A 21,482-nucleotide genomic window follows, 5' to 3' on the forward strand; every position below is an offset into this window, starting at 1 on the left:
GAAGATGGAGGAGTCGTTCGATGACCCAAGCACTGTCGGCTGAAGAAAAAGCTCGGTTAAAGAAGCAGTGGACCGATCTGGCCGTCAAACAGGCCCAGGAAGGCCAGTGGGAAGATGCTGTAGCTACCAACAGGAATATCTTGAGCCTTTTCCCACAGGAGCCTGATGCGCTCAATCGCCTGGGCAAAGCATATAGCGAGTTGGGGCAGTATTCGGAAGCGCGTGATGCTTACTCACAGACGCTGAAATATAGCCCCGGCAACACCATTGCAAAGAAAAATCTTGATCGTCTTGCACTGTTGCAGGAGACTCCCTCACAGGCTCCTGCGGGGGTTGATCGTATTGATCCCAGGCTCTTCATTGAGGAGACTGGTAAAACTGGCATGACCGAGCTAATCAACCTCGGTTCGCCTGCTGTTCTGGCTCGTGTGGGCGTTGGTGATCGAGTGCAGTTTCACGTCAACGGTCACAGGCTGCTGGTACGTAATTCCGCTGGTGAGGATATTGGTCAGGTCGAGCCGCGCCTGGCGAATCGTTTGATTAACTTTATGGAGAGCGGCAACCGTTATGCTGCGGCCATTCTTGCTATGGAACATGGGCAGATACGCCTCATCATCCGAGAAGACTATCAGCATCCCAGCATGTTCGGCAAAGTCAGCTTCCCCTCGCAGGGTGGCGGAGATACGATCCGTGCGTATATCAAAGATTCAATGTTGCGCTATGACCGTGAGGATGAGGACGAGCTGGGTAATGACGATGAGTACTACGACGGAGGCGATGAGAGCGATGATATGGCTGAGATCGACTTCGAGGGAAACGTTGACTCTGAAGAGTAAGACAGGTATCTAATAAAAAGGAGTGATTAACTTATGAATAAAGCAAAACGCGTCGCATGGCAGAAACATCGTATCAAAGCGAAGAAGTACAAAGAAAAACAGAGGCAGGCTCAAAAGGCTGGCACTACGGCTGCTGCCACTGTTCGACGTTAGACGTGTTTGTCTGATTTTCTCTAGCGCGTATTTGTTGCGTACCCTAAATATGTGAGTCTGTGAGTTATGAGCAGTCTACCTTCCTCGTCATCATCGGCTTCGGTCCGTAACATTCTTACCCTGCTCTCCTCACGAGACGCACAGATGGTAGCAGGTGCAGGAGGGTTAGAACGTCGCGTCACCTGGGCCGCCTGTATGCGCGCTCGCCTCCCGGCTTTTGAGAGTATCCAGGGAGGCGAACTCGCCCTGCTTACCCTTTCCCAATTGCGCCGCCTTGATGAGACGCTTCCTCATCTCTTGAAAAGTTTGCATAAAGCAGGTGTAGCCGCCGTTGGCGTAGCTGCTCAATCGCTGGCTGCTCTCGGTGAGGAGGCCATCTCCGACGCCGACCACCTTAATCTCCCCCTGATTTTGCTGCCTTCTTCTGCTCAACTTGAAGATATTGCACGCGAGGTGATTACCTTTGTCGTCAGTTTTCGAGGTGAGATCGAGCGAAAAGCAACTGAGATAACTCATCAGTTGATGCAGTTGAGTGTGCAGGGAGCCGGTATTCAGGGCGTATGCGAATATCTTGCCAGCAGTCGTGGTAAATGGGTGGTCGTACAGGACGCCTCGCAACAGGTACGCTTTCAAGCCGCTCCACCTCTAGCCGAGGTACTCCTCTTGCCTGCTGTTTTGACGGATGAGTTTTTGCGACAACAGGGGTTGACGCGTGTTGTCGAGCCAATTTTGATCCGTCACGAGGTCGTCGGCTATATCTCGCTGGTGGGCAACGAGAGCGATTTCGACTATCTGGAGCGCATCATTCTTGGCAAAGTGGCTCCCATTCTGGCAATAGAGTTCGCGCGTGAGCGTGAGCGCAGCGAGGTGGAGAGCCGCTATCTGGTCGAGGCTTTTACGGATGTGTTGCACGGCCACTATCAGCAACCCGATGAAATGTTAGCTCGCGCTCGTATTCTCGGCTATGACCTCACCATGCCACAGGTGATCGTTGTCTTTGAGGTCGCGGCTGCTGAACCTGATTTCCCCATGAGCAGCCCTCTGGCGCAATGGAGCCGACGGATACGCGATGAGCTGTTGCGGGTGTGGTCTTCGTGCTGGGTGTTGTGTGAGCCGCGACGCGTGGTTGCTATCCTCCCCATGCTAGAGCTTGCCAGCGGTATCGAGAGCGAGAGTGAAAGCGAGAATAACACGTTTACCCGTCTGGAACGTGTGCATGCTCGTATGGCACAGAACCGTAGTGGTTCTTCCAGTGTTCCTCTTTACTCGTGTGGCATTGGACGCATTGCGAAAAATCTACAGGGTATCCCACAATCTTCGCGCGAGGCACAGCAGGCTCTAGAGATTGGTCGCCGCCTCTTCGGTGAGGGCAAACTGCATTCGTTTGCTCGTCTGGGGGTCTATCGCCTGCTCTTCCATCTTGATGGTCAGGGCGAACTGAGCGACTTTTATCAGGAAGCGCTGGGGCCGCTGATCAACCATGATGCACGCAATGGCGGCACCTGGATTGAGACGTTGGAGTGCTTTTTCCGCTGTAACGGCAATTTGAGCGAGACGGCTCGCCTGATGCATCTGCATCGTAACGCGTTGCTATATCGTCTCGGCCGTATCGAAGAGCTTATCGGACGCTCTCTGGAAGATTCAGAGTTGCGCCTCTCCCTCCAGATCGCGCTGAAAATCCATCATCTACAAAAACGCTGAGTTCGCATGCCTCTCATGCAGGAAAGATCTTGCCCCCCGTCGCTTTGAGCAGGCGATCACGAATCGCCAGTCCCAATCCTTGCTCACTAAAGCTGCGGCAGAGAATGACCTGTACCCCCGACTCTTCGAGGATGCGCAGTCCTGCAAAGAGGTGCGTTGCGATCTGCTCCGGTTCGTCTGCCCTACCAAGCGTATAGATCTGCGCTCCACTCTGCTGGAATGTGGCGAGATCTTCATCGGCTATTAGTACGCCAACTCGTTCGCCCTGCGCCTGCCGCCGCTGTACCTCTGCCAGCATGGTTGCACGCATGGTTGCACCTGATCCTTCAATGAGGAAAGACGGTACTGCAGGAGCATAATGGATGAGCATCTGGCCTGGCGATTTCTGCGCTTGTTGTTCATCATGGCTATCTTCACCGTTCGGGACACGCCGTACGGGAGCCTGTACCGCTGGCAACTGTGCGCGTAGCGCTTCCAGGCTGATCCCACCAGGGCGTAGTATGGTTGGAACGTCAGAGCAGAGGTCAAGGATGGTCGATTCTACCCCCACAGCGCAGGGACCACCGTCGAGGATCAGCGGGACGCGCCCGGACAGATCGCTCAATACATGCTGTGCTGTCGTGGGGCTGACATGCATAAAACGATTGGCGCTTGGGGCAGCAATAGGCAGTCCAGCGGCACGAATGAGCGCAAGGGCGACGGGATGGCGTGGCATGCGTACCGCAACCGTTGCGAGTCCCGCTGTCACCATGCGTGGAATGTGTGGGTCAGCTGGCAGGATCAGCGTTAACGGGCCGGGCCAGAAGGTGCGCGCCAGATCTCGCGCAATCGGAGGAATGTCGATAGCGACCTGTTCGAGGTCGTGTTCATCGGCGATATGGGCGATCAATGGGTCGCTATAGGGACGCCCTTTGGCAGCAAAAATCTTCTCAACCGCATCAGCCTGCAATGCGTTTGCGCCCAGGCCATACACGGTTTCGGTTGGAAAAACAACCAGCTCTCCCGAACGAAGCAGTTCAGCGGCTCGTGCGATAATCGCCGGGTCCGGGCGTATTGGATCTATCTGTATAACTTCTGTTTGCCTGTCATTCATCTATCGATTGGCTTTCTTATAGTTTTCTCGTTCAGGTGATATTGAGAGGAGTATAACATGTTGAGTGCAGTAGGGGTAGAGTCGTATGGTCAAACGTGCTCTGGTTATGTCTTGTGATCGTACAATACATTGGGTATGCTATTCAGAGAGCCTTGCAGGAGTTTATTGGCCGTTGTCTGTTAGAGCGAAAAGAAGATCTGGTGCGGTATATGAAAGTTTATCAAGTTTTTTCTGCTCGTCATTATATTTATGTTGCCCTGCTCGCCCTGTTGAGCCTGGTGATGTGTGCCTGCGATGCACCTTTTGCTGCTCCGATGCCGGCGGCAAATCCCTCTCCCACAGCGACACAGGCTCCCTGTACCGCTTCTCCTCAGCGGCCAGGAGACAGCGTCAAGACGATCTCTTCTGGAGGTCTCAAGCGTAGTTTTCTTTTGCATCTGCCACCGGCGTATGGAAAATTTCTGCAACCGCTGGTGATCGGCTATCACGGCTATAGCTGGACGATGCAACAGATGGAACGAGTAACGCAGTTTAATGATAAGGCTGATAAAGTTGGATTTCTCCTCGCTTTGCCACAGGGCGTTGATTCGCCACCATCGTGGAATGCGGGAAATGGCGCGTATGGCCCAACGGGCGATGCCGATGATGTGCAGTTCACGCACGATCTGTTGACCATGCTTAAAAAGAATTATTGTGTAGACAGTCATCGCATCTATCTGGTGGGTTTTTCTCTTGGTGGTGGCATGGTCTACCGGCTAGCTTGCACGCTTCACGATCAGATTACCGCGATTGCCACCGTATCTGGAGCATATTATCCCTTTGGCAACTGTCATCCCTCGCATCCCTTACCAGTGATGGAGATGCACGGCCAGGCTGACACGCAGGCACCTTATGGGGGCAATCCCTCCGCACATATGGCAGCGGTACAGGATTATTTGCGCCGCTGGCAGTCGCTTGATACCTGTACCGGCTCTTCACAGACGTTTTTTCAACAAGGAGATGTGACGGGGATCGAGTGGACACATTGCGCGGCAGGATCGCGCGTGATCCATTACCGTGTGGGCAATGGAGGGCATTCATGGTCGATGTCGAAGAGTATCAATACCAGTGATGTTGTCTGGCAGTTTTTTGATAGCGTTCGTTAGTGTTTCAACACTTTATTGACCTGTCGGGCGGCATTGTCCAGTGCGCTCTGTGGATCTTCCTGGCCTGAGAGGGCGCTGCTGATTGCCAGATCGAGCCGCTGGTGGATCAAGAGGTCATATGGGCCGTAGTTATCGGGATAGCCATCGTTTTGTGCGGAATCGAAGAGGACTTTGAGATCGGGGTTGGCACGGAAATAAGGATCATTGACCAGCTTTTTGAGGGTGGGCAGTGCGAAGCCCTCTTTCAACTGGCTTTCCTGTACCTCCTGTCCGCTCATATATTTAATCAGTTCCCAGGTCGCTTCGGGATGGGGCGTCTGGCTGTAGGCAGCCCATGCGTTGGTGAAGATCAGATCCGCTCGTTTGCCGCTGGGACTGATTGGCAGGGGAGCAATGCCGTATTGTGTGTGGGAGAAGTTCTTCTGTAGGTACTGGATGAGCCAGCCTCCTTCGAGCTCCATCGCTGCCCGCTGCTGGCCAAAAGCGTCAAGTACGTCACCAGTCCAGGGCGTTACCAGGCTGGAGGCGAGGACTGATGAGTTGTCTTCGCGCTGGAAGCTGGTATAGAACTTGAGTGATTCCACACCAGCCTGATTGTTGAAGACAGCGCGTGTCCCATCCGCACTGAGAACATTGCCACCATTGGCAAAAAGGAAGGCCAGCCAGCGCGAGGAGCTATCAGGCAGCGTAATGCCGTACACGGATTGTGTGTCTCCATAGATCTTTTTGGCCTCTTCCCCGGTTTTCGTCAACTTTTTCGCTGCTGCCCGCATATCATCCCAGGTCCATGTATTGGTCGGTGGAGCAATATTGGCCTCTTGGAAGAGCGTCTTGTTGTAGAAAAGCCCCAGTGTGTTGAAATCTTTGGGAATCCCGTAGACGTTGCCAGTTTTGCAGCTAAAGGTATTGCTGAAGTAGTAAGAGTCGGCCTGCACGTGGTCTTTTGCCATATACGGGGAGAGGTCGAGTAGTTTGCCGCTACTGATATAGTCGGGGGCCATGCGTGGTTGCAGGTAGAACACGTCGGGAACGGTATGATCGGCGAAGTTGGATTGCATCTTTGTGGGGTAATCAGTACCGAGAAACGGGGTCCATTGAACGCGGATATTGGGGTGCATATGTTCAAAGTTATCGAGGTTCTCTCTGACTAGCCGAGATTCTTCAGGCGAAGCCGCCCAGCCTCCCACGTTCAGCACAATCGGACCGTTTTCAGCAGGTATGGCAGCGGCATTCGTGCTGTTGAGGCGAGCTGGGGGGCAATCAATGTAGTTGTTGCCGCTGGTCAGCCCTTGCATAGCCTCATCATTATCAATACCGGTTTTGCCTGTTCCGCTACTACAGTCGGCGAGGGCGAAAAGTACACAGAGGATCAGCACCAGTGCAAGCGGGCGTTTCATTGCAAACCTCCTCCCGCGCCTCTTCTCGTCAAATAGGGTCTACTTGTCAGAACTACTTGCGGGTAAATTTGCACATACAGATATGATACGTAAGCGCATCTTATGTGTCAAGTAGACCTTGAGGCTGACGTGTCGCTATCCCGCTTTTCTGTGCATGGCCTCATCTGAATTCACGGTGATGTATTCCATATTTGCAGTGTGCCGTCTTTGCTCACCGAGGCGATTGATTTGTCGTTTGATGACCAGGCAATATCGTAGATCGGTTGTGAGTGGCCGTTGTAGGCGTAAAGTTGATTCCCTGTCGTATCCCAGCCGGTAATGGTTCCCACCGGATTTATCGCTGTTGTAGCGGCTGCCAGGTATTTGCTGTTGGCGGACCAGGACAGGACGCCACTGAACAGTTTACTCTGGTTAGAGTACCCGTAGTTGAGCCAGATATCACTCATCTGGTCGCTCTTTTGTGGCAGGATGTGTACCTCGCCATCGGTCAGCAGATAGGCCAGATAGTTATCATCGGGCGACCAGGCGAGGGCTGTTACCTCGTCTGCAACGGAGATGGGTCGATATTGTAACAGCTTGTTATGCAATGCCTTGAGGGGCTGGCCTGTGGACGCGTTCCAGGTCTCTATCATGTGATCGTTGTCGTTGCTGGTACAGGCCGTGCTGATCTCTTTGCTATCGTCAGTCCAGGCCAGTGCCTTTATGCTGCCCGGCTTCTGTTCCAACTGGCCGTTTTTATCAAGTGTTGTGCTGCATGCTGGCAAGATCGAGATGCTTTTCTGGCGCGTGATATCCCATACCTGAACCGGCTCTGTGCTTTCAGTTTTGCTCCCCTGTTTGTTGCCCCAGGTCACTGCAATATGCTTTCCATCGGGCGACCACGATGCAAGAGAGGGTGCGTTCGCTGGTCCGGCAAGCTGAGTTATTGTTTCTACCTGGGCATTCAAGGTGGTAGTTGTTACAACCACACGGTCCAGTTGGAGCATACTGTCGCCAGGTTTTGTATACGCAACAAGCAAACTATTGGCAACTCTGGTGAAGGCGACCACATGTTGAAAGCGGGTCGCGACTTCCACTGTTTCTCCGCTGCGCGTATTCCACAGGTGAATATGACCTCTTGTATCGATGGCTGTAACGATTGGCGTGTTCTGCCAGTCGGTCGTAAGCCAGGCGACTTTTGTATAAGCGCTGCCAGCCGGAGCCTTTTGTTTCAAGGTAAGAGAAACATTCCAGAGCGATCCGGTGTTGGAACTGATCACTCCTCGATTGAGCAGGAACCAGGAGAGGGCGATCCCGATGACGACAGCGGCGGCTATCCCACGCTCCAAAATATGGATGAAGGAGGAGCGGCGCGATGTTCGTGTCGATAGCCGTGTGGGTGTGCGTGCCCTTTGAACATGACCAGCCGTCACTGGTGCTTTGGTGGAAGCCTGTTGTTTCTGCGGTGAGGGTGCTGATGCATGTTCGGGCGAGAAATCCGCATCATTTTGCGCGCCTGCTTCGGCAGGAATCTCATCTGTCAGATCCTCGCTGGAGGGCGTCGTTTTTGTTGATGCATCTGGCTGAGGGAGATCTGAGACAGTATGCGTTGTATTGAAAGCGGTGGTTGTGAGCATTTCAGGATGGGTTTGCTGAATCGCCCATTCCACCGCGTCTCGTACGGCGCTATCCTCGTCGTTGCGTGTCAGCAGGAGGGGGGTGATTGGTGCCCGTTTTCCCTGTTCGCTGAGTGCATAAGCGGCAGCTTCACGAACTGTCCAGATGGGATCGTAGAGCGCTTTCACCAGACATTCGATAGGAACCAGTTCGCCCAACTGACCAAGCGTACTAGCAGCAGTGGCGCGGACGGTTTCATCCTCATCTTCCAGGGCTGCGATCAGAAGATCAACAGGGGCGTGTTCGCGGTATTTTCCCAGCACTAAAACGACCTCAGCGCGTACATGCCAGGAAGTATCGTGCAGTGCTGTAATAAGTGGCTCGTTGGATAGAACATCCTGAAGGGTTGGGTACGTTCCGAGTGCATGGACCGCAGCTGCACGAACCGCTGGATGTTCATCCTCCAATGCCGTGAGAAAAGCAGCAAGCGCATCCTGCTTGTGAGATCGTTCTAATTGACGGATCGCCTGTACACGCGTTTTCCACTCAGGATGTTGCAGCGCAGAAGTCAGTTGGTCCTCGACGAGAGGCGAGATATTGCCCAGACCCAGGTAATGCTGAATGGGGAGCAGCGGGGAAGCCGACATATCCACATGATCCGGGTATTCTCTTTGATGATGTGGTAAGGGTCCATCTGTGTTCAGATGGTATTCACCTCTGCCGTATTCCATTCTTTACCGTACCTCGTGTATTTCTATTGCCAACGCTTTGCGTAATAGTCGGACACCGCGATGAACATAAACTTTTACCGTTCCAACTGGCTGGTTGAGAATATCAGCGATTTCTTGATAGTTCAGATCCTCAAAATAATACAGGCTCACCACATCTCGATAGTGTTGAGGGAGCGTAGCAACAAGGATCTCTAGCTCCTGTCGATCTTCAACATGTTCAAATGCAACTTCTGGTTGGACAAACCTGTCGTCTTCTCGCTCAAGCACCGGACTCTCATCCGAAAGATCAAGCGGCACCGATGGCGGTTGTTTCGATCTGCCCGTGTAATTACAATACACATTCCAGGCAATTTTATAGAGCCAGGGACGCGCCTTTAGCGTCTGCCGTCGTTGCACTGGATAGCGTTCCAGCGCTACATATGCACGCAACAAAGCTTCCTGTACAATGTCTTCAGCATCCTGTGGATTGCCGACACGCCGTGCGATAAACGCCCTCAGTTGATACCAGTACAGCGATACCAGTTGTTCGTAATATGTCTCGACAGTTGTTGCTGGCAAGGCCAGGTTACTTTCGCTGCTTGCGTCCATTGCATCTCACCGTGTCTCTCGTGCCAGCCTCACTTATGTACAACACAAAAAGACTGCTGAAAGTTACAACCTGCAACTCCAATTTCCTCACGGTATTTTCCCTGTTGAACTGTTCTGTATACTATCTTATCTCAACATTGAGAGAAGCATACAGATCGTGTAAATCCGCTATTGATAGCAATGACTGAATGAAATATGTCTCTCATAGTATCATCTTTTGGCGTGAATGTATATGTTGCGAAAGTTGTAGGGATGTATAAGTTTGCTGCGCTGTAAAGGGAGCTTACTGGCAGGGGTCAACAGGTGAATCTCTGCCAGTAACGATATCCAGGGAGAATGTTTAGCGTCCGCTGCGAGCCTGCGCGCGACGAATCAGCGCATCGGCAGTGACAGCGAGGAGGAGAACGGCACCTTGAATCATAAACTGCACATCCGTTCCTCGGCTTTGCAGGGACAGGCCGTTCGCCAGGCTGGTAATAATCAGCGTGCCGAGAATAATGGCCCAGGCGGAACCTTTTCCACCAAAGAGGCTGACGCCACCGATGACCGCCGCTGCAATGGCTTGTAATGTGAGAACCGGGCTAATCGCGGTGGCCACCGAGTTTGCGCGGGAGGCCTGGATTACGCCAGCAACAGCAGCCAGACCGGAGCAGAGGGTGAAGACCGTGATACGGATCATCGTGATATTAATACCAGCGCGGCGCGCGGCTTCTGCATTGCCACCAGCCGCATAGATATGGCGACCATAGGTGGTTTTTGTCAGGACAAGCCAGACAATGAGGATCAGGATCATGAAGATGGCTACACCAGTCGGGACACCCAGGTAGAGGCCAGGCGTGGGTGACGGTGTATTTTCAAGAGTGAAAACAACACCTAAAACAATCGCCGCTACCAGCACAATTCGCCCAACCAGTTGCGGCATCGATTTTGTGCGTAGCCCATTGCGTTTGCGTATTGTCTGATCATAGAAGACGCTGACAGCATAGACAATCAGTAAGACAATTGGTAGACCAATGCCTAACCAGTCGGGCAAGAAGCTGGTGGAACTACCTGCGATATTGACAATAGTAGGATTGTGGATAATCAGAGTATCCTGGGGGGCAAGCAACGATAACACTGCACCCTGATAGAAAATATAAGCGGCCAGTGTGACGATAAAAGATGGAATGCGGAGTACTGCTATAAAGAAGCCATTGATGGCTCCAGCGAGCGCTCCAGCCAGAATGCCAGCAGCGATAGCAGCGGTAGCAGGAACGCCCATACGTTCAGAAAGAATGCCCATGACGACCGCGCCAAAGGTACCAACGACAGCCAGGGAGAGATCGACCTCTGCCAGCAGAAGTACAGGCACCACACCCAGTGCCGTGATACCGGTCTGCACACTCTGTTGCAGCAGGTTAGAGAAGTTGCGAGGCTGTAGGAAGATACCGGCTGGTGGCGTGGCAGTAAAGTAAACGACGATAATAAGCAGCGTCAGGAATACAGGTAGGAAGCCGAGGTCGCCACGTAGCAATTGTCCAAACGTTTGTTTTTGCGTATAGGATGGAGCCTCAACGGAGGAGGCCATAGCCTGCTGATTAGACTCATCTGTATTTTTATTGACTATATTACTCATGATCTATCTGCCTCTCTTGCACCGTTGCCATTTCCGCCATTTTGCAAGAGTTCGCCAAACTCGGCTCCTGTAATGGCCGCCACCACCCGCTCTTGCGTGGTAGTTTTAATATCAAAGGTGCCTACTCTTCTCCCCAGTCGCAGGACGATAACGCGATCAACAACTTCAAAAACATCGGCCAGATTGTGGGAAATGACGACGACGGCCAGTCCTTGCTCGCGCAGGCGTTTGATCAGATTTAAGACCTGACGGGTCTGGGCAACGCCCAGAGCAGCCGTTGGCTCGTCGAGCAGAATAACTTTCGCGTTACGTAGAATCGTTTTGGCTACAGCAATCGATTGGCGTTGGCCGCCGGACAGCGTGGAGACTATTGCGCGTACGGAAGGCAGTTTTACATCGAGCGTCCGCAAGACCTGCAAGGCCCGCCGTTCCATCTCGATCTCTTTGAGTGTGCTGATAGCAGTTTTCTCTTCACGGCCTAAGAAGAGGTTGGAAACAACGTCCAGGTTATCGCAGAGAGCGAGATCCTGATAGACGGTCTCAATGCCTAGATGGGTGGCTATTTGTGGGCTGGTGATTTTGACAGGTTGTTCCTCGATAAAGATCTCGCCTTCATCGGCGGGGCTAACGCCGGCAATCGTTTTGATCAATGTTGATTTGCCAGCGCCGTTATCGCCAACCAGACCAACGACCTCACCAGGGTAGACCTCAAAGTCTACATTATTGAGCGCACGGACAGCACCAAAGCTTTTGCCGATACCGACCATGCGGAGTACTGGGTTCCCATCGGGTGGACGGCGCGGCGATGATGGGGTATCCACCGATGGTATGTTATTGTCGGACATGGAATCCTCCAAATGTATCATACATTTGTTATGTCGCGGTGAACAATGCACCTTCACATTGCGAATATGCAGCAGAACAGGTAGTTTGGAGCTATTGACAGCCCCAAACTACCAGCTATCTACCAGAGCTTAGGGGCAGACGCCACCAGCACCAGCAGGAAGACCTTTACAAACATCGGCAACTTTGACGAAGCCGTCTTTGATAACCGTATCTTTGATATTGGTCTTGTCAACTGCAACAGGGGTCTCAAGCACCGAAGGAATGGCTGTGCCATCTTTGGTTTTGACGGTTGCGCCATTGGTCAGGGCTTTAGGATCGGTGCCGTCATGGATAGCCTTCACGAGATCAGCGGCTCCCTGAGCCTCTTTGTCGATGGCTTTGTAGACGGTCATGGCCTGGTCGCCAGTCAGAATGTTCTGGATACCAGCGACGGTCGCGTCCTGGCCGGTGACGAGAACTTTACCGTTGAGCTTCTGAGCTTTGAGGGAAGCGATAGCTGAGTTCGCCATACCGTCGTTTGCGACATAAGCGATCTGGATATTGTTCTGGTTGGCGGTTAGCACGCCATCCATCTCGACGCGGGCCTTGTCGTTGTCCCAGTCAGGGGTGTACTGATCGTAGACTTTCTTCAAGGTGCCATTGTCGAAAAGTGGCTGTAGGGCTTTGATTGCACCATTGCGGAAAAGAATAGCATTGTTGTCGGTCTGGCTACCGTTGATCATCGAGATGTTTTTGCCATTCTTGATGTAATCTTTGTAGTGATCAACAATGTACTGACCCTGCAACTGGCCGACCTTCTCGTTGTCGAAGGAGACATAGTAGTTGAGGTCGGGAGACTGGATCAGGCGGTCATAAGCGATAACAGGAACGCCCTGCTGCTTCGCTTTGGTAACGATGGTCGCGGCGGCATCGCTATCATGTGCTGCGAGTACCAGGATACAGTCGCCTTTGGTCAGATCTGCATCAGCCTGGTTCTGCTGGACAGTAGAGTCGCCACCAGCGTTCGCGTAATCAACGGTTGCACCTGGGATGGCGGCCTGAATTTTCTGAGTCAGTAAGGGTTTGTCTTTACTGTCCCAGCGCTCTGAAGATGCGGTCTCAGGCAGGAGCACGCCGACTTTGGTGCAGCCTTTGCCGCCAGCAGCCGTCTGTCCGCTACCAGTGTTGGTGCCGCTGGTGGGATTAGAAGCGGGTGGGGTGCTGCTGTTGCCGCAGGCGGCCAGCAGCATTGAGATCAAAACAATTCCGAAAATGGCGGTGAATGATCTGTTTCGACTAAATAGTTTCATCGCTGAATTGGTCCTTCCGCTTTTCTTAAGCGTTGTATTGAAACAAACAATCTATGAGTTGCATGACGTTCGTGCATCATTGTACGGAAAAGGTTCATAAGAGATCCGTAGAAGATCGGTGAACCTTGATGAAATTGTGAATATGTCAGCAACATCTGTCACAGGTGCAAAAGTGACTGATTATCCCTGCCTTTCAAAACGTAGTAAAACGTGTTTACCACAATCTTAATTGTTGCACTTGTCCCTCACAGGAAGCCTCCATGACTTCTACGCTGCTTTGGGTCGCCTGCAATACACCGCACTCTTGGGGAGTGTGTGGCCCAGGCCGGGCAAGGAGCCGCAGTATTGCGTACTGTTCCATAAAACCAGCAGTGTGCCGATGTGGTGCGTTTCCGCTACCATTGTGCGGATCGTGCAAAGATGTCGTTGCGCGACTCCCCGGCTTACCGATCCTCGTGGTGAAAAGTGTTCGATCTGCATACATATGCCCACGTTTGCATATGTATGCGCTCATTGTTAGTTCCTCCTTTCCGCATAAATTTTTTGTTAGCGGGAGGAGTGTTGCAGGGGCATGGATTGAGCATGTTTATGGCTCTCTTCCTGCTGCTGTTCAGCGGCCTCTTCTCTCGCGATAAGAATGCGTTCCCACGCTTTAAAAAAGGGATAATAGATAAGCGCGGAAAGAGCGAGATCTCCAAATTGGAGGAGGCTTCCTCGGATGTCTCCTCCAGAGGCGATGAACCCGCTAATTCCGAGAGGAACGGTAAAAGGTTGTATCACAACAGGCACATGTACCCAGCCAATCGTAAACACAATATAGTTAATTGTGACGATTAAACAGGGCACCAGCACGAAAGGTATCATCATAATAGGATTTAGGGTCATCGGTACGCCGAACGTGACCGGCTCGTTAATGTTAAAGATGGCTGGTCCCAACGCCACTTTCCCCACCATACGTAACTGTGCCGAGCGTGAACGTAGCATGTAGATGACCAGCGGCCACGTCGCGCCTGACCCGCCCAGGTGCGCAAAGATATGAAAGAACGGTTCGGTAACGATGCCGTGTCCACCGGTGGCGTTGTTTGCCAGCGTTGCGAACCAGAAAGGTGCTGCAATGGCTGTGACAACGTTCATACCATGAATGCCAACCGACCAGAGAAGCATCATCAGGATGATCTCTAACAGAGCGGCAGGATAGCTATCCTGCACGACCACAAGCGGCTTAAATACCTCCATCAGCAGGATCGGCAGCGTAAATTGCTGCACCTTGCCTGTACTATCCACAAAGGTATGGATGCTGATGAACCATTCAAGCAACCAGACCACCGTTAAGAGCAAGAATGTCGGCACCAGAGCTTCAAAGGCGCGTTTCACGTTTGGCGGAACTGATTTGGGCAGCTTAATGGTGAAACGCGAGCTACGAAACCAGCGCACAACTTCGGTTGTCAGGATGCCAATCAGGATGGCAACCAGCAATCCCTGTCCTCCAAAATAAGGAAGGATGGTTCCCAGCTTTAACTCTGAGAGATTGTTCACTGGCATGCTGGCGACCAGAAACAGCACCATTGCCAGGATGCCAGGTTGTACTGGTTCGGTACGACGATATTGTGCCAGACTATACGCTACTCCAAACGTCAGGAAGAGTGCCATCAGTCCGAACGATAATTGATAGGGAACCAGGATCGCGTTTTGATATGGTTGTAGCCATTTGTCCAGCCCATAGATAGGTGGCGGGTTCGCGATGATGAGAAAAAGGCTTCCTGCAATAATGAGCGGCAGCGTGAAAATGATAAACGCATCTCGCACTGCTTGCAGATAGACACTGCTGGCCAGTGCGCCTAATGGTGGAACGAGATAACGTTCAAACCAATCGCTACTTCGTTCGATAAGCGTATTCACGCAGCCCGGTTCCTTTCTTATGTTCCGTTTACTATACGCAGTACTTGCTCTAAGACCGCTTGTCCGTTCATGGTAGCATAATGAAATGGTTCAATCAGTGCCACCGGTTTCCCTACCGTTTGTGCCAGTTTTTCGATACTTTTGCGCAGATGGCGAATCTGTGGCGCGATCAGAACAATGTCGCATGTTTCAACCTTTGCCGAATATTCGCCTGCGCTGAGCGCCTCCACGTATAGCTCGTATTGACGCTCTTTGGCAGCTTCGAGCATGCTTTCAACTAAAAGACTGGTAGACATGCCCCAGCTACACACAATCAAAACTCGTATCATAACTTCGCTTCCACGACCCCGGATTGCTTCTGTGTATAACATCGGCCAGAATGTAACACACAATGGATGAACCTGATCTGTATTTAGACCTGTATATATTACTGCAATTATCATGCCAATTAGTGTGCTACACAGATAACACACTAATACGGAAGGATAGGTGACACGTTTCAGGCAAAGATATCGACCTGTCTGAGAATGCCGACAATATTATATGCCTCTTCTTCCGGCAGCGAGCGTCCTACCTGCGTTCCTAGTGTTTGCCAGGCTCGGCGGCATATCTCTAATTCCCTGGTGTAGTGTTGCTTGACAAGGTTTTGCAACGTTTCGTTCGCCGCGAATCTTCCTGGAGGAATGCTGCGCTCCAGCACACAGGCCAGATGCAGAATTAGGCCTGTCAGCACCTCGATTTCAAAGGTTTCTCCTACCTCCACTTCTATCAGCTCGATCATGCGCTCTATCAGGGGTAAGACTCTCGTTGTATTGAGGAAGAGCAGGCGTTGATCCAGTGTGTGTGCAATCTCATGAAGGATATCTGTGCGTTGTGCAAAGACCGATACGGCTGTGCTGGCAAGTGTGTGTGGTTGGAGCAGGGCTGGATCGATCAGCGTGCCTCCCAGCAGTGTGCGCAGGCGAGCAATGCCATCGCGAAAAAGAATTTCCGTGAGTGAGATGAAAGGATAGTTTTTCAGGTGCGGGTTAATGGTGCCGACAACGGCTATGAGCTGCCGATTGCCGACCAGTCGTTGCACATCTGCCTCAGTTTTTCCCGACAGGCTAATATCCATACAGAGAATGTCAATATCTTCTCGACGCAGTTCTGGTAAATGTTCTCTGAGCAACTCTGCCAGTTTGTTTGCACTGCCGTATCCTGTCAGACAGATCGAGAGAATAACCCGCGCTGTCTGTGTCATTGTCAGCGGTGCCGGGCTGCTTTCTTGCTCAGTGACGACGTGATGGGATGTATGAGTATATGCTGCGCTCTGCTCTTTGACCGCTGTGTCTGCCTTGCCTGTTTCGTGGTGGATATGAAACTGTGTTAAGCTTCTCGTAAGCTGGTCCAGCGTGATATGTTCAGAGCGTTGCGCACGTCGCAACGCCTCAACCACCAGCGGCGCACAGACGCCGGCAATCGTTCTCACAGCTATACCTGTACGTTGTGTGACCAGATCGCCGAGCGAGAGGAGCGAGGCGAAATCAACCAGCAAGAGGACACCGCTACCTTGATCTGTGTTATTGATCGCATGTTTAACCAGCGTCAGCAGCTCTTCGGGCGATTGCTCTAGCGTCAACTCGACCGCCGCGACCGTGTTTACTCCTACCAGTGTATTTGCCAGTTCTGCCAGTCCCGCAGCCACGCCATGACCATGAGCAGCCACGACAATACCTACCGTTGATTGCTCGCTGCTTAGCAACGTATCTGCATTTGCTAGCAGAACCGCCAGCACATCGATCTCGCTTTCTGGCAGGCTAACTCCCAGCGTGACACGGATGCGCTGATGAGCAATACGGGCGATCTCATATTCATCGGGATAGGTTTGTCGCACAGATGGGATGATTGGAACCGATAGCTGGCGTCCCTGCGAAATGTGTTCCAGCGCGCTGGAAAGATGCAGTGCCAGAACCAGTGAGAGCTTTTCAGGAAACTGACGCGCCAGTTGTTCTTCCGCATATTGTACGATAGATTGTGCCAGCGATGAGATGTGTTCGCTGACAAGGTGTGAGGCCGTTCCAGGCGTTTCTTGTGAGACTGTCTCGGCGAAGTGCTGAAAGTAGTGCTGGATATCTAGATGGATTAATTTATTGATCTCATATTCTGAAAGACCGCTATTGCGAAGCGAGATAACTTCCTTATTAATCGTATCGTAGAGATTACGGGCCGATTCTGGCAGGTTGTTCAGGCTGAGGCCGGTTGGCGTGAAAATATGTGTTGCCTCCAGCTGGTGCTGTACCGGGGCCAGGATGCGATGGAGGTCCGCCGTACGCAGCAAGCCGCGGCTGATATGTTCTGGCAGCGTATCGGTATTGACATATAATTCTGTCTGGTTATTCGTACGATATTCGAGATACGCACGGGCACAGGTAAGCTGTACATCTGTGCGCAGCTGTCCGATGTTTCCAGGACAATCGTAGAGCAAAAAAGCACGTAATACCTGTGCTGTGACGTGAATATTGCTGCCAATAGTGCTGCATTCGGTTGTGAAAAAGGCCCGGAGCAACTCGTAGCGCTCCATAATGGTGCGCTCGTGCAGGCCCGGCAGCGTGATAGTCATGGGTATGCGACGTCGGAAGGTTGGTAATAACGTGGTATTTGGATCTTCCGTTGTTGCAGCCAGCAGCAGCAGCGAGGATTGGCGTTCCCGGACATCTCCCAGACGTCGGAAGCGCTCACGATCCATCAAATAGAAGAGCATCTCCTGTCCTTCTGGGGGCAGGCGATGTACTTCATCGAGAAAGAGGATACCACGATGGGCTTGCTCGACCAGACCCTCTCGATCTCGTTCTGCCCCTGTATAAGCGCCGCGAACCACGCCAAAGAGATGCGCCATGAGCAACTGAGGGTTTCCCGCGTAATCGGCACAGTTGAAGCTAACAAACGGCGCGTCGGGCGGGAGCGCTTTCAATTCCAGCGCAAAGGCATGCATCAGGCGTGCGAGCGTAGTTTTTCCTACTCCGCTCGGCCCATATAACAGCGTATGCAGGCCGCGAGGTGGATAGAGAATCGCCGCTTTCGCCTGTTGGATTGCCACTTTTAGCCCATCATTGCTTCCAATCAACGTTTCAAAGCTGGTGACAACCGCACCGTTTTGGATAGATGCCGAGATAGTGGATGGTTTTATTGCCTTGTCGATTGTTGTTGATGGTTGATGCTTGTTGTTTTCTGGATGCTCTTTTTTCTGATGGTTTTCCGATGCTGGTGCGCTGAGATTGAACAATACCGGCCGTCCTGGGATGCGTTCAATGATCCCTTCTTGTGCAAGCAGGTTCAGGTCTCGACTGGCATTCGTACGGTCTATACTGATCTGCTCTGCAACTTCTTCAGCGCTGAAACCGGCATGACGGCGCAAAACGTTTTGTTGTGCGGAGTGCTGCTCACACAACAGTCGTAATGCGTCTAACACTCTATCTTTTCGTTGCACAGAACGATCCCTTCCGATGAAGGTTCTCTATCATGATTGGTTATCCCAACTAGTATACAGCATTAATAGATCACTGTACAACACCGACTTTCGCCTATTTCTACACTCAGTTTGAAGAGCTTGGAGCTTCTTCAAAATCCGCTCCCTTTCGTTGCGGTGTTGATCAAATTGGCTAGCTATTTCAGATCGCGTGTTCATTACTAAACATTGTCCGTAATTTTGTTCGGGAAAATTGTTTCAAACGCTTTTTGCTTGATTTTCTTTTTCTGTTCATGGTAGGCTAACACCAATAATGATATTGAACACCCTGTTCAGTAGTGGTTGTACTGTCAATTGGGAAAGCATGAGAGAACGCAACAAGGAGAACAAAACAAGGATGGATGCTAGCTGGGATATACGAGAAAAGACCGTTGTGGTGACGGGAGGGACTGGAGGAATTGGGTATGAGACCGCGCGAGGGTTGGCCGCGCTTGGAGCAACCGTCGTTGTGGTTGGTCGCAGTGCCCCTCGTGGTGCGGGTGCAGTCTCTCGCATTCAGCAACAAACAGGCAACGTGGCCTGCTCATTTGTGCAGGCGAACCTCTCTGATCTTGCTGAGGTCCGTCGTTTAGCTGCCCATATCGCCACGCATTATCCACGATTACAGGTGCTTGTGAATAATGTTGGAGCAAGATATGCACAGCGTGAAGAGACGATAGATGGATTAGAGGCGACTCTCGCGACAACGCACCTGTCTCCTTTTCTCCTGACAAATCTACTCCTGCCTTTGCTTGAAGCCAGCGCTCCCGCACGGATTGTGAACGTCGGTTCATATACACATCGCTCTGCTCATATTGGCGATCTGCAATCCAAAAATGACTATGATGAACTGCAAGCCTATGCGCAGGCCAAACTCGCCAACCTGCTCACATCTTATGAGTTGGCACGCTGTCTGCATGGCACAGGTATTCGAGTCAATGTAGCAGATCCGGGCATTGCTTCTGATACGGAACTGGCGAAAAAGAGCATCGGCACGCGTCGCCTTATCGACAGGCTAACGATAGCGATTGGATCGCGCGTCTTCACCTCGAAGCGAGCGGCGAAAAGCTCGATCTATCTAGCATCCTCGCCGGATGTCGAGCATTTTACCGGCAAATATGTGGATTCTCGTTGCAGGATTGTACCCTCGTCGCCAGCTTCTTACGATCAAGCCATGGCCGAGAAAGTATGGGCTATGAGCGCTGAATTGACCGGTTTAGAGAACAGGAGCCTTGCAGGGTCGTGATGTGCCTGACAAGAGAGCAAAAAGGGCTTGCTTTCTGGCCACTAGAGCACTTGTTTTTGATTCGAGAGAGCTTGTTATGACAAAAAATCGAGCTTGCCAATTTGACAAGCTCGAAAGATTAAGAGCGGGAGACGGGACTCGAACCCGCGACAGCCACTTTGGGAAAGTGGAACTCTACCACTGAGTTACTCCCGCATGCCGCTATACTACCATAAGCGCATGAGGCTGTCAAGCAGGGAAATACGCAAATCTCCTGGATGACATAAATTTGCCCGAGAAACAAAAGGAAGCTCGCCAATGCAGAGAATGGCAAGCTTCCTGGTTGCTTTTCTGGCTATCCGTTTTCTTGCGCTGACTCCAGACGTGCTTGCATCGCTTTCATATCTTTTGCAACTGTCTTGAGGCCGATCAGACAGATCAAGCCTGCTATGAGCAGACAGGTTGGGGCTGTGGTGAGAAAGGCAGCCCTTAGAGATGAATGATCGGCAATGATGCCGATGAGCAGCGGCGAGGCGGCGTCGCCAAGCACGTGAGCAACGAGCAGCACAATACCTATCGCCGTCGCGCGCATTTCTGGCTCAATGATATCCTGAATAACAGCATTGAGTGGCCCCAGACAAAGGCTGAGCGTGACGATAGCGAGCGTAAAAACGCCTATGAACGGTGTCAGGTCGTGTATAGAGAGAGCAATAAAGGTCAGGGGAGCGCCGAGCAGAAACGAGATCGTTGATATGAGTAAACGTCCCTGCGGCATGCGTCTTTGCAGGTGGTCAGCTAACCAACCGCCGAGCAATGTACCGATCAAGCTGCCAACGGCCAGCGTGCCGCCCGTCACGCCTCCCGCTGCTCCCTCACTGAGATGAAAATCTCTCACAATATACGTGGTCATCCAGGCCATTGCAGCGCCTACCGTGAAGAAGCTGGCGATGAAGGCTCCAATTAAAATCCAGTATGTCGGGATTTTGATGATTTTTTTGAGCGTATTGCCAAAGCCTTTGCCGATGCTGCCGTGCCCCATGCTGGCGCTATCGGCGTCTTCTTCTTCCTGGTCAAATGCCCCGCGCTTTGGTTCCACTGCCCGCCAGATGAGGAAGGCGGCAATCAAGCCAGGGATGCCGACAAGATAAAAAGCCCAGCGCCAGCCTAGTGTGATTGCTATGACGCCACCCATTGCCTGACCGATGGCCGTTCCAATGATATTACCGATAGACCAGATGGCAAGGACGCGTCCTCGTTGCGATTTGGGGAAATAATCACCAATCATCGATAACGAGGCAGGTGCGTAACCAGCCTCTCCAATTCCAAGCACTGAGCGCGTGAGGAAGAGTTGGAGAAAGTTGTGGGTAAATCCGGCCAGCGTGGTGGCAATACTCCAGAAACCTACACAGAGGGCCACAATATTTTTGCGTATACTTTTATCAGCCCATATGCCCAACGGCAGCGTTGAGAGGCCATAGATGAAGAGAAATGATGAGCTAAGCAGGCCTAATTCTGTATCTGTTAAGTGAAATTCTGGTTGGATTTTTGTCTGAACAGCCGCAAGAACGGAGCGGTCTGCATAATTGAGTATATTAATGGCGAGCAGAACTATAAATGCGAAGCGTGCCTGTCCCTTTGTGATGGAAGCAATGCCGCGCTCCTGCTTTGATGGTGGAGACGTTGTTGTCATCAGGCTATTTTTGTCCCTTTCCTGTTTGGTTGTCTTAACATGATTGCCTGTTCGGGCGCGCCACAGTGGTTGCTCCGCCCCAACATTGTCTGCTTCTCTGTATTTCTTACGTCTGATAAACGTAGATGTTACGAGTTTTAGGACGGCTTTTGCTATGAGGGCGTCACTTTCTGTAGTCTGGAGCTACTATT

16 protein-coding genes and 1 tRNA gene are annotated in these 21,482 nt (G+C 51.9%); 4 read left to right on the forward strand and 13 right to left on the reverse strand.

The features are described 5' to 3' along the window. Nucleotides 1-20: 20 nt before the first annotated feature. Complete coding sequence (locus K3T83_RS30005) at nt 21-836, forward strand: tetratricopeptide repeat protein (protein ID WP_220206596.1); 816 nt, start codon at nt 21-23, stop codon at nt 834-836. 219 nt (nt 837-1,055) lie between these two features. After that, nucleotides 1,056-2,690, forward strand: a complete 1,635-nt coding sequence (locus tag K3T83_RS30010) for a helix-turn-helix domain-containing protein (protein WP_220206597.1) — start codon at nt 1,056-1,058, stop codon at nt 2,688-2,690. Between the two features lie 13 nt (nt 2,691-2,703). Here K3T83_RS30010 and K3T83_RS30015 read toward each other — a convergent pair whose 3' ends face one another. Continuing rightward, entirely contained in the window at nt 2,704-3,783 is a 1,080-nt protein-coding gene (locus K3T83_RS30015; protein WP_220206598.1) for an L-threonylcarbamoyladenylate synthase, read from the reverse strand. A 209-nt stretch (nt 3,784-3,992) separates the two neighbouring features. Here K3T83_RS30015 and K3T83_RS30020 point away from each other — a divergent pair, with 209 nt between their 5' ends. Further along, complete coding sequence (locus tag K3T83_RS30020) at nt 3,993-4,928, forward strand: CE1 family esterase (protein WP_220206599.1); 936 nt, start codon at nt 3,993-3,995, stop codon at nt 4,926-4,928. On the opposite strand, the gene K3T83_RS30025 is transcribed toward K3T83_RS30020, so the two are convergent. The 10 genes from K3T83_RS30025 to K3T83_RS30070 all read right to left on the reverse strand — a co-directional run bounded on the left by K3T83_RS30025 (nt 4,925) and on the right by K3T83_RS30070 (nt 18,358). After that, a complete protein-coding gene (locus K3T83_RS30025; protein WP_220206600.1) occupies nt 4,925-6,325 on the reverse strand; it encodes an ABC transporter substrate-binding protein in 1,401 nt (466 codons plus the stop codon). The genes K3T83_RS30020 and K3T83_RS30025 overlap by 4 nt on opposite strands. A gap of 170 nt (nt 6,326-6,495) precedes the next feature. Beyond that, nucleotides 6,496-8,652 (reverse strand): HEAT repeat domain-containing protein, encoded by a 2,157-nt coding sequence (locus K3T83_RS30030; protein ID WP_220206601.1) that lies wholly within the window; start codon nt 8,650-8,652, stop codon nt 6,496-6,498. 3 nt (nt 8,653-8,655) lie between these two features. Continuing rightward, complete coding sequence (locus K3T83_RS30035; protein ID WP_220206602.1) at nt 8,656-9,240, reverse strand: RNA polymerase sigma factor; 585 nt, start codon at nt 9,238-9,240, stop codon at nt 8,656-8,658. A gap of 340 nt (nt 9,241-9,580) precedes the next feature. Beyond that, the gene (locus K3T83_RS30040; protein ID WP_220206603.1) at nt 9,581-10,855 is read right to left on the reverse strand and encodes a sugar ABC transporter permease; all 1,275 of its coding nucleotides are present in this window, start codon (nt 10,853-10,855) and stop codon (nt 9,581-9,583) included. Beyond that, on the reverse strand, nt 10,852-11,622 hold the full coding sequence (locus tag K3T83_RS30045; protein WP_373324622.1) for an ATP-binding cassette domain-containing protein: 771 nt from the start codon (nt 11,620-11,622) through the stop codon (nt 10,852-10,854). The genes K3T83_RS30040 and K3T83_RS30045 overlap by 4 nt, the downstream gene beginning before the upstream one ends. A 207-nt stretch (nt 11,623-11,829) precedes the next feature. Beyond that, entirely contained in the window at nt 11,830-12,990 is a 1,161-nt protein-coding gene (locus K3T83_RS30050) for a sugar ABC transporter substrate-binding protein (protein WP_220206605.1), read from the reverse strand. Nucleotides 12,991-13,204: 214 nt separating this feature from the next. After that, complete coding sequence (locus tag K3T83_RS30055) at nt 13,205-13,504, reverse strand: hypothetical protein (protein WP_220208381.1); 300 nt, start codon at nt 13,502-13,504, stop codon at nt 13,205-13,207. Nucleotides 13,505-13,536: 32 nt separating this feature from the next. Further along, entirely contained in the window at nt 13,537-14,889 is a 1,353-nt protein-coding gene (locus tag K3T83_RS30060) for a PTS sugar transporter subunit IIC (protein ID WP_220206606.1), read from the reverse strand. A 17-nt stretch (nt 14,890-14,906) separates the two neighbouring features. Next, complete coding sequence (locus K3T83_RS30065; RefSeq protein ID WP_220206607.1) at nt 14,907-15,218, reverse strand: PTS sugar transporter subunit IIB; 312 nt, start codon at nt 15,216-15,218, stop codon at nt 14,907-14,909. Between the two features lie 170 nt (nt 15,219-15,388). Further along, entirely contained in the window at nt 15,389-18,358 is a 2,970-nt protein-coding gene (locus K3T83_RS30070) for a sigma-54-dependent transcriptional regulator (protein ID WP_220206608.1), read from the reverse strand. Between the two features lie 376 nt (nt 18,359-18,734). On the opposite strand from K3T83_RS30070, the gene K3T83_RS30075 reads away from it, so the two are divergent. Next, a complete protein-coding gene (locus tag K3T83_RS30075) occupies nt 18,735-19,622 on the forward strand; it encodes an SDR family NAD(P)-dependent oxidoreductase (RefSeq protein WP_220206609.1) in 888 nt (295 codons plus the stop codon). Nucleotides 19,623-19,745: 123 nt separating this feature from the next. Here K3T83_RS30075 and K3T83_RS30080 read toward each other — a convergent pair. Next, nucleotides 19,746-19,817 (reverse strand) — tRNA-Gly (locus K3T83_RS30080). Between the two features lie 139 nt (nt 19,818-19,956). Continuing rightward, nucleotides 19,957-21,291 carry a spinster family MFS transporter gene (locus K3T83_RS30085; protein ID WP_220206610.1) on the reverse strand — a complete coding sequence of 445 codons (1,335 nt, stop codon included), beginning with the start codon at nt 21,289-21,291 and terminating at the stop codon, nt 19,957-19,959. Between the last annotated feature and the right edge of the window lie 191 nt (nt 21,292-21,482).

Source organism: Reticulibacter mediterranei (genome assembly GCF_016587455.1).